This is a genomic window from Rhizobium sp. M1, from assembly GCF_002531805.1.
In the GTDB taxonomy this organism is placed as follows: domain Bacteria; phylum Pseudomonadota; class Alphaproteobacteria; order Rhizobiales; family Rhizobiaceae; genus Rhizobium; species Rhizobium etli_C.
Map to the genome: position 1 here is coordinate 1 of NZ_NWSW01000033.1, position 11,164 is coordinate 11,164.

The 11,164-nt window shown below is 60.6% G+C and carries 13 protein-coding genes; 5 read left to right on the plus strand and 8 right to left on the minus strand.

Annotated features, from left to right (window positions below; translation table 11 throughout):
• Nucleotides 1-247: 247 nt before the first annotated feature.
• Nucleotides 248-1,054, minus strand: a complete 807-nt coding sequence (locus tag CO655_RS26145; RefSeq protein ID WP_097667364.1) for a class I SAM-dependent methyltransferase — start codon at nt 1,052-1,054, stop codon at nt 248-250.
• Between the two features lie 151 nt (nt 1,055-1,205).
• Nucleotides 1,206-2,087, minus strand: coding sequence for an NmrA/HSCARG family protein (locus tag CO655_RS26150; protein ID WP_097667365.1), 882 nt, complete (start codon nt 2,085-2,087; stop codon nt 1,206-1,208).
• Between the two features lie 101 nt (nt 2,088-2,188).
• On the opposite strand from CO655_RS26150, the gene CO655_RS26155 reads away from it, so the two are divergent.
• Nucleotides 2,189-3,103 carry a LysR family transcriptional regulator gene (locus CO655_RS26155; RefSeq protein WP_097667366.1) on the plus strand — a complete coding sequence of 305 codons (915 nt, stop codon included), beginning with the start codon at nt 2,189-2,191 and terminating at the stop codon, nt 3,101-3,103.
• 168 nt (nt 3,104-3,271) lie between these two features.
• Here CO655_RS26155 and CO655_RS26160 read toward each other — a convergent pair whose 3' ends face one another.
• The 3 genes from CO655_RS26160 to CO655_RS26170 all read right to left on the minus strand — a co-directional run bounded on the left by CO655_RS26160 (nt 3,272) and on the right by CO655_RS26170 (nt 5,086).
• The gene (locus CO655_RS26160; RefSeq protein ID WP_097605342.1) at nt 3,272-3,649 is read right to left on the minus strand and encodes a response regulator; all 378 of its coding nucleotides are present in this window, start codon (nt 3,647-3,649) and stop codon (nt 3,272-3,274) included.
• A gap of 176 nt (nt 3,650-3,825) precedes the next feature.
• On the minus strand, nt 3,826-4,191 hold the full coding sequence (locus tag CO655_RS26165; protein ID WP_097667367.1) for a DUF4087 domain-containing protein: 366 nt from the start codon (nt 4,189-4,191) through the stop codon (nt 3,826-3,828).
• Nucleotides 4,192-4,297: 106 nt separating this feature from the next.
• On the minus strand, nt 4,298-5,086 hold the full coding sequence (locus CO655_RS26170; RefSeq protein ID WP_097667368.1) for a thioredoxin family protein: 789 nt from the start codon (nt 5,084-5,086) through the stop codon (nt 4,298-4,300).
• 281 nt (nt 5,087-5,367) lie between these two features.
• On the opposite strand from CO655_RS26170, the gene CO655_RS26175 reads away from it, so the two are divergent.
• On the plus strand, nt 5,368-6,138 hold the full coding sequence (locus CO655_RS26175; RefSeq protein WP_097667369.1) for an adenylate/guanylate cyclase domain-containing protein: 771 nt from the start codon (nt 5,368-5,370) through the stop codon (nt 6,136-6,138).
• A gap of 161 nt (nt 6,139-6,299) precedes the next feature.
• Entirely contained in the window at nt 6,300-6,755 is a 456-nt protein-coding gene (locus tag CO655_RS26180) for a DUF805 domain-containing protein (protein WP_097605346.1), read from the plus strand.
• Nucleotides 6,756-6,894: 139 nt separating this feature from the next.
• On the opposite strand, the gene CO655_RS33960 is transcribed toward CO655_RS26180, so the two are convergent.
• The 3 genes from CO655_RS33960 to CO655_RS26195 all read right to left on the minus strand — a co-directional run bounded on the left by CO655_RS33960 (nt 6,895) and on the right by CO655_RS26195 (nt 8,396).
• Nucleotides 6,895-7,272, minus strand: coding sequence for a hypothetical protein (locus CO655_RS33960; protein ID WP_170964942.1), 378 nt, complete (start codon nt 7,270-7,272; stop codon nt 6,895-6,897).
• A 195-nt stretch (nt 7,273-7,467) separates the two neighbouring features.
• Complete coding sequence (locus CO655_RS26190) at nt 7,468-7,857, minus strand: hypothetical protein (RefSeq protein WP_097605347.1); 390 nt, start codon at nt 7,855-7,857, stop codon at nt 7,468-7,470.
• Nucleotides 7,858-8,003: 146 nt separating this feature from the next.
• The gene (locus CO655_RS26195; protein WP_245423916.1) at nt 8,004-8,396 is read right to left on the minus strand and encodes a DUF982 domain-containing protein; all 393 of its coding nucleotides are present in this window, start codon (nt 8,394-8,396) and stop codon (nt 8,004-8,006) included.
• A gap of 331 nt (nt 8,397-8,727) precedes the next feature.
• Between CO655_RS26195 and CO655_RS26200 the strand changes: the two genes are divergently transcribed.
• Both CO655_RS26200 and CO655_RS26205 read left to right on the plus strand, forming a co-directional pair.
• Nucleotides 8,728-10,467: a rhomboid family intramembrane serine protease gene (locus CO655_RS26200; protein WP_097605348.1), complete on the plus strand. Its 1,740-nt coding sequence runs from the start codon at nt 8,728-8,730 to the stop codon at nt 10,465-10,467.
• 129 nt (nt 10,468-10,596) lie between these two features.
• Complete coding sequence (locus CO655_RS26205) at nt 10,597-11,103, plus strand: hypothetical protein (RefSeq protein ID WP_097605349.1); 507 nt, start codon at nt 10,597-10,599, stop codon at nt 11,101-11,103.
• The last annotated feature ends 61 nt before the right edge of the window (nt 11,104-11,164 follow it).

An 11,164-nucleotide genomic window follows, 5' to 3' on the forward strand; every position in this document is an offset into this window, starting at 1 on the left:
TATACAACAACGGCAACGTACAAGGATGAGGCTCTCTGAAGCCTTGGCGCGGCATCCTCCAACGCCCCTCATGCTGAGGCGCGCAGGCCAAAGGCCGAAGCCTCGAAGCACGCCGCAACGCTGCTTCTTGCATCCATCTGACGCCGGCGCACCCGCCTCGTCCTTCGAGACCTGCGGGGCACCTCAGGATGAGGCTCTCTGAGGCGCTGGCGCATGCTTGCTATCTCGCGGTCGTTGAACCGCTACCCTAGCCAGTCGCCACCCTGCCCCGGCATGCCCACGCCACCGACGCAAACGACCGCGGCCCATCCGGCTCGCCAGCTTCATATGCGGCTCTCATGGCAACGCCGAGCGCCTTTCGCTTCGCTGACTCGAGCCCCCAGACATACTTGCCGAGCGGCCCCTCGCCTGCGGCGATCGGCCCCCAATAGTCCTCGAAGGAGCCGTATTCCATCCGGATCAGCAGCGACGTCTCCTCGACGTCGACAAGGCCTTGACTGACAAAACTCTGCTTCATCTCCCCCGGCCGCATCATCGGCTGGAAGCAGTATTTGCGACGCAGCGGCAGCGCGTCCTCGTCGAGCATGACAGCCGTGTCCCACATCATCCGCATGACCGGCATGCCGCCGTAATGGTCCCAGACGGCGGCGGCGACCACACCGCCCGGGCGCACGACACGGGCCATTTCCGAAACAGCCTTGCCCGCCTCCGGCACGAAATGCAGCACCAGCAGCGACATCGCCCTGTCGAAGCGGTTATCCTCGAACGGCAGCGCGCAGGCATCGGCTTGCCGAATGGCAATACGCGGATCGGTATTGCGCCGCATTGCCGCCTCGACGAAAACCGGCGAATAATCAATGGCGGCGATTTCTTGCAGGCTTGGCTTTTCGGCCAGCGTAAATGTCAGGCTGCCGGTGCCGCAGCCGACGTCGAGCACACGATCCCCATCCGCCAACCCGGCGAAATCGATCAGCATCGGCGCCAGCCTCTTGCTCCAGCGCCCCATCAACCGCTCATAACCATCCGCACTTTCGACATTGAAACTCGATGGCATCGAAACCTCCCTCTTCAAGGACGATGATCCATCATTATGAACCAGCAGTCGGGCGTCGCAAGCGGAGCCTGAGTGAGTGTTCAGCACGGCGGAAGCCGGCCACGACCAGCCCGCTTCCGCAAGAACGTCACTACTCAGCGATACCGCAAACTCACCCAGCCGTCTTATCGAGAACGCTCCAGTCGAAGCCGCGCGCCCAATCGGCATAGCTGTGCCAGCCGACATCGGGAAAATCCCGGCGCAGGGCGGCGATATCGGCGTCGTAGCCGGTGCGATCGAACCATTCGAACATCAGCGCCGCGTCCTCGCTCTGCTGCCGCATCGCGGCGATCGGCAGTTCCTGGTAGCGTATCGGCCGATCGAGCGCCTCGGACAGAACCTTCGCCTGCTGCTCGCCAGACAATTCGTCGCCGGCAATATCGAAACGCTTGGCGAACACCTGTTCGCGTCGCTCGGCCAAGGCCGCGACGAACGCCCCGATATCCTTGATGGTGATCTGTTGCAGCACGCGTGCGGGCTGCAGCGCTGCCGCATAGACGCCCTGTCGGAGCCCGTCGATCGCCCAAGGTGCCACCGTGTTTTCCATGAAGGCGACGGGCGCGCTGACCGTATAGGGGATGCCGAGGCCGGCGACATGCTTCTCGACGAGATACTTGCTGTCGAAATGCGGAATGCCGGTCTTCTTGTCGGCATCGCCGACGGAGGAATAGATCAGGTGACCGACGCCGGCGGCCTTTGCCGCATTGGCGACGGTGATGCCCTGGCGCGTTTCCGCTTCCGTCCCGGCCTCGTAGCTGTTGCCCATCAGGAACATCGTGTCGACGCCGCTTGCAGCCTTCGCCACAGATGCGCCGTCATCCAGGTCGCCGGCAACGACCTCGACCCCTGCCGCGGCCAACCGCTTTGCGCCGTCGCCGTCCGGCCTGCGTGAGATCGCCTTGACTCGGTGTCCCCGTGCGAGAAGCGCGTGCACGACCGCGCCGCCCTGCTGGCCAGTGGCGCCCGTCACCAGAACGCTTCGTGTATTGCTCATCTGTCTGCTCCTTGTTTGTGACTGATGGAGCAAAGTTAGGGCCTATCACATTGAGCCATAATGGCCTATAATTGGAAAACATCGTACCATTTCAGGCTACAATGCTCGACCTCAACGATATCATGATCTTCGCCCGCGTCATTGAAGCCGGCAGCTTCACTGCCGCGGCGCGCCTGCTCGGCATGCCGAAGACAACAGTCAGCCGACGCATTGCCGCTCTCGAGCGCGAACTCGGCGTGCGCCTGCTGCAGCGCACGACCCGCAGCCTCAGCCCGACGGATGCCGGCCGCCTCTATTACGAGGAAAGCAGCCAGGCGCTCCGCACGATCGAAGGCGCCAACCTGCGTCTTGCGGAAGCAAGGACGGAGCCCGCCGGCACGATCCGCATATCGGCGCCGGTCGGCTTCGGCGGCCACTTCCTGCAGGATGCGATCTTCGATCTTCTGGCGACCTACCCCAAGTCGAGGGTCGAGTTGCGGCTGACCGACGACCGGCTGAACCTCGTCGAAAACGGCATAGACCTCGCCTTCCGCACCGGCATTCTGGAGGATTCCACGCTGATCGCCCGCAAGCTCGGCTCTACCCATCGCTTGCTCTGCGCCAGTCCCGACTATCTCGCCCGCTGCGGCGCGCCCGATTACCCGGCAGATCTCGCCCGCCACGACTGCGTTGTCGCCGGCCAATCCACCCATGCGCAATGGCTGCTCGAAGGCCCGGAAGGACAGGAGACGGTCTCGGTCTCGGGGCGCTTCGCCGCCAATGAAATGCAGGCGGTCACGGCCACAGCGATCGCCGGCTATGGCATCGCCCAACTGCCCCATGGGGTCGCCAATGCCTTCATCAGGGATGGGCGGCTGTGCCGCGTTCTCGACGGTTACACGACCCCGGCCGGCGGCCTCTACGTCGTCTATCCCAGCAGCCGGCACCTGCCGCCTCTGGTCAAGACCTTTATCGAACTTGCCGCCAGACGGTTGACCGCGGGAGCCGGCAGCAGCGACGACTTCGCCATCATATAGCGGTAGCCCGGTCACACTTCCTTCAGCACCTCCTTGCCGTCGAGGCTTCCGATCAAGGTGGCGCTGGCTTCATTGATGCCCGCGACTTCCCCGGCAATCAGTGCATGCTTCATCCGGCAAGCTCCTGCTTGCATCGGCGGCCGGACGCCGCGCTCGACGCTTGCGCGGTCACATGATGGCATTGCTGCCATCGAAGTCCCTGCGCAAAGCCTGCGCCCGCGAGAGCGCGCCGGCAATCCTGTCGTCGGTGAAGGGCTTGGGAATGACGTCGAGCGCGCCTTCGATACCGTTTCCGACATTCTCCGGGCTGCCGGTCACGAAGATGACGTCGACGCCATAGCGGTCGATCAGCCGGCGGGCGAGCTGGGCGCCGCTCAGGCCGTCGGCGAGGCTGAGATCGACAAGCGCGATGTCGCTTTTCGGGGCATAGGCAAGAGCCTGCTCCACCGTCGAGACCGGCCCGACCGTCTGGTGCCCGGCATCCTGTGCGATGCGTTCAAGCTCCAGGGCGATAAAACCCTCATCTTCCACGATCATGACTTTCATGAAACATCCTCCTCCCGTTCTCGCCGGCCGGCGCACCGTCGGCCACCGAGATAACGCGGACTCACGCTCGAAGGTTTCCGCTTCCGAAGAGATGCGTCGGGAAAATGGTAACCAATTTCACAAGACCGCACGCAGCGAGGGAGACCGGGAGATGTCGGCGGGCCTTCGCTGCGTCGTCACTGATCCTTATTGAGGAACCAGCCGAGGGCGGGATCGCTCCGGCATCGGGAAAGCGGCAATTGCCGCACGGAACGAATGCGGCTGATGCCCTCCTCGCCATCCGTGTCGACCTCCATGCAGGCACAGGCATAACCATGGACGGCATGGGTGTAGACATATTCGCCGGTCGTCAGATCAGGAATATGATCCATTCCCTCGGCCTTGTAGCCGCTGCCGTTCTCCATGATGATCCAGCCGCCGGCGGCGTCATTGAGAGACCAGGTCGCCGTCGCCGGATTGTCCAGCCAGCCGCAGCGTTTTTCCGCCTGTGCTGCGGCGGGCACGAGAAGCATCATCAAAACAAGCGCATGCAATCTGGTCATCGGCTCCTCCGCGTCGCCGCCACTATGCACAGCCTGCGGCCGGCAAGGCAACCGTCTTGCCGGCCCGTTCTCGGGTGGAAATCCGCAGCGTCGCAGCGGATCTCGCTCAAGGCTTCTCGTTGGCGCTCTCTGCCCGGAACGCCGCCTCGCCGGCGTCCGAGACTTCGACCCATTTCTTGTCGGGCGCCGCGTCCGGAACGTAGCTGTCGTGCCAGTTCCACCATTTGTAGGTCGGCGTCTGCGGATAGCCCTCGGGCGAATCCTCCCAGACCTCCTGCCGGCCGAGCGGCGTGATGTCGAGATAATTCCAGGTGCCGCCCATCTGTTCGTCACCGCGATTATTGACGAAATAAGTGCGGAAGATGCGTTCGCCGTCGCGGTAGAACACATTGGTGCCGTGCCATTCGTCGACGCCGAAATCCGTGTCGAAGCTGTCGGTGATGGTCACCCATGGCATGCTCCACCCCATCCGCGCCTTCAGCCGCGCGATCTCGGCTTGCGGCGCGCGCGAGGCGAAGACCAGGCTCGTGTCGCGGGCGTTGAGATGGGCGACATGCGCGACCTGGTCGGCCACCATCGAGCAGCCGCGGCAGGCATGATCGGGCCAGCCGAAAACGCCGGGCTCGTAAAAGGCGCGGTAGACGATCAACTGATGCCTGCCCTCGAACAGGTCGAGCAGGCTGACCTTGCCCTCAGGCCCTTCAAAAACATAATTCTTCTCGACGGCCATCCACGGCATGCGCCGACGTTCGGCGGCGAGCGCATCACGGGCACGGGTCTGCGCCTTCTCCTTCACCAGCAGCTGCTTGCGGGCCGCCTCCCAGGCTTCCGGCGGCACGACCGCGGGTTTCTGCACGGATTGTCCGCCCGTTCCATTCTCGGCTGTTGCAGTCATCGCTTCGATCTCCTCATTGGGGCGATTTTCCGCGCCTCTTCATCGAACCGCGGTTCTTCGCGCATTGGTCGGACATAGTTTCGCAGCGGAATTCGAACAGTGGGAGTAACAAGTGTGACCGTATTTCCGCCGCCGCCCGCTGTAGCAACGGCCCCGCGTCGGGAGTTCGGGCAATCATCGCGCGGGGACGGCAAAGGTGAGCCCGAGCCAAATGGAAGAGTTGCCAAAATCCTCGGTCTGACGGAAGCTTGGTGTCGGCCAGTGTGGACGGATTGTACGATATGACGACAGAATCCACTTACGGGGAGCCAGCCAGGCACGGCAGCGCCAGGATCTGCCGCGGCTGCTGGGACCAGATGCATATGCCGATCCCCATCGGCGGCCCGCTCGCCTTGCCCTTCCGCGCCTTCGGCATCACCCGCAGCAAGATGAACCCCGATATCTGCACGATCTGCGAACGATCCTTCCAATATGTCAAAAAGCAGCGCCAGATCACCGTCGACGCCACCATCCTGTTTGCCGATATCAGGGGCTTTACCGATCTGTCGGAGCGGATCGAGGCGGTGCGCCTAAGTGAAATCGTCAGCCTCTTCCAGGATCGCTGCGCCCAGGCGATCTGGACGCATGACGGCATCGTCAACAAGCAGATGGGCGACGGCCTGATGGCAATTTTCAATTTCCCGATCATCAGGAAGGATCACGCAGCCGCAGCGATCCTGGCGGCGCAGGCGATCCAGCGAAACTGCGCCGCGGCGCTGAATAGCCTGGCGCCCGACGCCCTGCCCGGCCGCCCCCTCGGTGTCGGCGTCGGCATTCATTCCGGCGAGGTGCAGATCGGCGAATTCTCCAGCTTCCGCAGCGATTTCACTGCCATCGGCGGTGTCGTCAATCAGGCCGCCAGGCTGGAATCCCAGGCCGCTGCGGGCGAGATCCTGGTCTCGGCGGATACGGCGGCGAAGGCTCCCGACTTGGCGGCAGGCGCCGAAACCCGCATGCTGGCCCTGAAGGGCATCGAGCAGCCGGTGCAGGCACGTGTGCTGGTCAAGCACTGAGCGACGGCGATTGCGGCCTGCTGAAAGCATCATCCCGCCGCCACCATGGCGGCCGCAGTTTCTCACGCTGTGATTGCGAAACATATTCGATTACCAGCCGGTTAATCCTCCGGAAACAAACATCGCTTATCTCTAAGCCGTTTTAACAGCTGGGGTTTCTCATGGGCAGTTTTTCTCTGTTTCACTGGTTGATCGTCTTGATCCTGTTCGGCGTGCCATTATTCTTCGTCTTCAGAAAACCGCTGGTTGGGCCGAACCGCTTCGGCGACCGGCCGCAGGCCATGGGTTTCGGCCAGGCGATTGGAAGCTATTTCAAGAACTATGTGAACTTCAGCGGCAGAGCGAGCCGATCGGAATTCTGGTATTCGGCACTCTTCGTCTCTCTCGTCGCCATCGCTTTGCTTGTCGCGGATCGGAGCCAAACCTTGAACCGGATCTGGTCGCTCGCCACGTTTCTTCCGTGGATCGCCGTGGCCGCCCGACGCCTTCACGACATCAACCGAAGCGGATGGTGGCAGCTTCTCACACTGCTATTTCCCATTGGATCGGTTGTCGTCCTCGTATGGTACTGCAGGGCGTCGACAGTGGATGATTCCAGGGAAGCCGTGTTCGCGTGAGCAAGGTGTGAGAATGGTCCTCGCGGGTTGAGCGGGTCCGAGGCACGGTCACCGTCGTTACGCGGACTGCGGGGTGCGCGGTCCGCTTCTGGCGGCATCCGGAAGGGACCGGCGAGGTTGGTAAAAGCCCGCCTCCGCCTCAGTACTTCATGTTTCGCAATTCAGGAAAATCATAGTAACGCAGCCGCTTGTCATGGCAGCGATGGTCATCCTTTTTCAAGTACAGTATCATGTTGTGTTGCAAGCCAAGGCCGATATAGGACCAGTCTGGGTAAGCACGTTCCGTGGTGCGCGTGCAATACGCATAGATCTGCTTTTCCGGATCAAGCAGAACCACGCTAGAAATCTCGGCCTTCACGAAGTTCCCCGGTTTGATGGTTCCCTGCAGAGCATCGACGTATTCGCGTCGAACCGCATTGGAGGGCGGACGCTGGGAATCCGCAACGGATTGCGGCGCCGGAGTTTGGCAGCTGGCCAGTGCCAGCGCGGCAGCGCAAGCAAAGAATTTGATCTTCATTCAGTTGAATCTCCCGTATCGAGGTCGATAGATCGGCCTTTTCCAAAAGGCTGTGGCTGCAAACAGCAACTCACAGCCCGTACTTCGAGGCTCCGCCCTGCGGGCCACCCACCGCCGCATGAGGAAGGTTGAGAGGCCGCGCCGCCGCTCGCCAAAGCCTAGAGCGGCGACGCGGCCCGAGCCTTCGCGCCTGCGTCAGGTCTTCATGCCGTTCATCTCAGGAAACGGGTAGTAGCGCAGCCGCTTGTCTTTGCAGCGATTATCATTCGCTGTCGCGCCTAGGATTTGGCTATCCGTGAAGGAGACGCCGAGATAGGCCCAGTCTCCCCAGCTGTGCTTGGGCACCACGCGTACACAGTAAGCATAGATCTTCTTCTCAGGATCAAGCAGCACAACGCTCGAAATGCGAGCCCAGACGACCTCACCTGCTTCGTGTCGATAACTTCTCTTGAATACGATGTTGATGAAGTTCTGCCGGACGTCATTCGAGGGAGGCCGCTGCGAGTCGGCAACGGATTGCGACACAGGGGCGTTGCAGCCAGCCAGCATCAGCAGGGCAGCGCAAGCAAGGACTTTTATTCTCATTCAGTTGGATCTCCAAGAATCGGAGCGTAATAAACGCTGCGCATTCCTACAAACACAGCGGGAACAATATTTGCAATACACGAAAATAAACTTCTCGAGCCTACGCATGTGACTGCGTGAACGTGGATATGGCTGCGTCGCTCGACTTATACCGGAGGGTTCGAAACGGAGCCTCCGCTCCCATTCTCATCATCGGTGATCGCCACGCCGGCTTCCAGCGCCGCGAGGATAAAGGCCTGCCGCACGGTCTCAGCCGGCATGCGGCCCGCAAGCCAGGCGCGGCAGAACTCGATCGCCCTCTGCTGATGGACACCGCCATTGACCGGCCAGTCGGAGACCAGTGCATAAAGCGCATCCTGCGGTGAGCGGAGAACCAGCCGTTCGCCGGTATCAAGATCGATCGAAATCGGTTTCTTCCAAAAGGCGGAATGGTCGTTAATGGCAGTAGCACCTGGGACTTGGTCGACAGGAGAATAACTGCGAAAGGGCGTCTCCAGTTCCGGTAGACACGGGACTGTGTACGACGAGCGGGCAAGCATTCTTTGGCAAGAGACGGCTTACGGAAGCTTGCCGGCAAGCTGGCATAGGATTGGTGCCAGAAGCAGCGCTGCGACGCGTCTTGGAGGCTCCACCCTCACGGGCAAAGCAGCTCAGCCTGAGGAGAGTTGGAGGACGCCAGGCCAGCGGACCAACGGGCTGTCATCTGCCTCGCCTGCGCATTCTCTCTTGAGAAGTCTCAAGCTCATCTTGCAAACTTCTATTGCAAGCAGATAATCCTTATTGGGGGAATTTAATAAATAGAGGCTCTAATTGCTCGCGGTCTTCAGCAAGCCCGGATGCTATCGATGCTTTTTCAGTGAGAATTTTTGAATGAAGCCGGAAGAATTTCGCAGATCCGAATATGCCTACAACAAAGGCAAATTGTTACTCGTTATACTGATCATGTTTGCCTTTGCGGTGGGAGCTGTCGTCCTAGGGTTCCTCCTGCCGAAAGACAAGGATCCTCATCTGGTCTGGTTCTTCCCGTTGCTGGCTGCAGGGTTCTTCGGTCTGCTTCCATTGCTGGTCATCCCCAAGCTCTTCACCAAGGGACCCGGATTGGTGATATCGACGGCCGGCGTCCGGCTGCCGAATTTTCCCGACCAGATCGTGCGGTGGTCAGCCATCCGGAGCTTCGGGAGATTCCAGAGCAAAACTTCGGATTCCATCATCCTTCACCTTGATCCCGCCGCCGCCAAGACCTTGATCAGACAAGGGCTTGCAGCCCGACTGCCGGAATGGTTCGTCGGCTCGCGCCTCAGGGTCGGCATTCTTCTGCATTTTCTACAGGGCCGTCCGGACTCGATATTCAACGAGTTCGCGGAAGTGGCAACCGAAGCGTTTGAAGCCGAATGGCGGGCCTTGCAGGAAGCCGGTTCGATTGCCGAAGAGGACGAAGACGAGGTGCCGGGACCGGCTTTCGATGGCGCCCGTTATCCCGTCTTTACCTATGCTCTTCTTGCCATTCTCGTTGTCGCCTATGCTGGCGAACTCGCCTTCGGCGTCGAAGCGTCTCGCGCCGGCACTCCCAGCATTCGTACACTGCTGGTGTTCGGCGGAACGTTTCGCCCAATCATCGTCGACGACGGCGAGTGGTGGCGGCTGTTTACTGCGCCGTTCATGCACGGAGGCATCCTCCATCTCATGTCCAATTGCTGCTGCTTGTGGATTGCGGGAATGCTGTTCGAGCGGTTGATCGGCTGGCGCTGGTTTGCCGCGATCTTCTTCGCCAGCGCCCTCGGCGGCTCTCTCGCCTCAGTCTGGATCAACGACGTCCACACCGTCGGTGTCGGCGCCTCCGGTGGCATCGTCGGGCTTTTCGCGGCCGTGATCGCCGGCAGCATCCGTTTCCAGTCAACGCCGATCGCATCCTCTCTGCAAGTGGGCGCCATTCAAATTCTGGTTCCCTCGCTGCTACCGTTCCTCTCGGCAGCGAAAGAGGGGCAGACCATCGACTATGCCGGCCATTTCGGCGGCGCGATGACAGGCGCGGCTCTCTCGCTCCTGCTATTGGCTCTTTGGCCGCGGGAGTGCCCGACGCCTCGTTATGACAGAATTGCGATAGCCTTCAGCGCTGCATTCGTGATCATTGCGGCGGGAGCACTCTGGCCGATCACAAACGCGCGCCAATCCTATCTCAGCGACCCGATGACGAACTATTTCGGCGGAAGGTATCAGCAGGCCGCGACGGGATTTTCCCTCATCGCAAGCCAGGATCCACGCACCGCCCCCTATTATCGCCTCTGGCGTTTCATCGCTCAAACCCGAGGCGGTGATCCGAATGCGCTCGCTGATCTCAGGACCGCAGCTGGCGCGATCGATCAAGCCGCCTGGCCCCATCCCATCTACCGTCTTTTCCTCCGCGAAGTGACGCCGGGGGAGCTGACGGCGAAGGCGGCCGACAGCAACCAGATCTGCGAGTCGATCTTCTATATTGGCGAATGGTATCTTCTTGCTGGAGCCAAGGATGAGGCGCGCAGCAGGTTCCAGGCCGCTTTGGTGTCCTGCCCGAAAACATTTATCGAATATGATGGAGCAGGTGGTGAATTGGCCAAGCTCGACGCGAAATAACTATCAAGGGGCCTCGGAGCGCGAGGGCGGACATATCTGAAGCCAACAATCTTGCATTGAGCACTCGGCATCCGGTGTCAGGTGTTCATGGCAGTAGAGAATTCAAGCTTTTTACAGTGGAAGGCTTTCATGCCCAAGGGACTGCTTTTAATTTGCGGCTTTGCTTTTGCCCTGACGGCGCTGTCAAGCGGCGCAACTCGCGCAAAAACGCTGGACGGTTTGGAGGATTTCAAATTGGGTAGCTCGTTTGCAGATGCCCAGCGAAATGCGAGCGAAAAAGGTTGGAGATTGAGAGAGCTTTCTCCCAACCTTCCCGGCCAATGGGTCGTGGAAGGGTCGAACCTCGGTCTTTTCATATGCGACGACAAAATCGCCTCCATCCAACAGCACCGCGACGGCGAACTGCATGACTTCGCATTGCTCGTGCAAGACTTTCGAATAAAATATGGCGAGCCGGAAACGACCATTGTGACCTTCCCCGTTGGGGGGACGTGGATATCGAATATCGACGCCAGATTCGCCTCCCCCTCGGGGGAAGGCGTCGCCGTGCAGCTCAGCAGTACCGCCGGAAAACTCCGCATTCATCTCAATTTCTTCAATGCGAACATCAATTGCACAACGGAAACCAAACCTTGAGGGTGCACGACCGCAATTGGCGCATCCACGATGCCATGAGATAGCCTCTCTCACCTTCCTG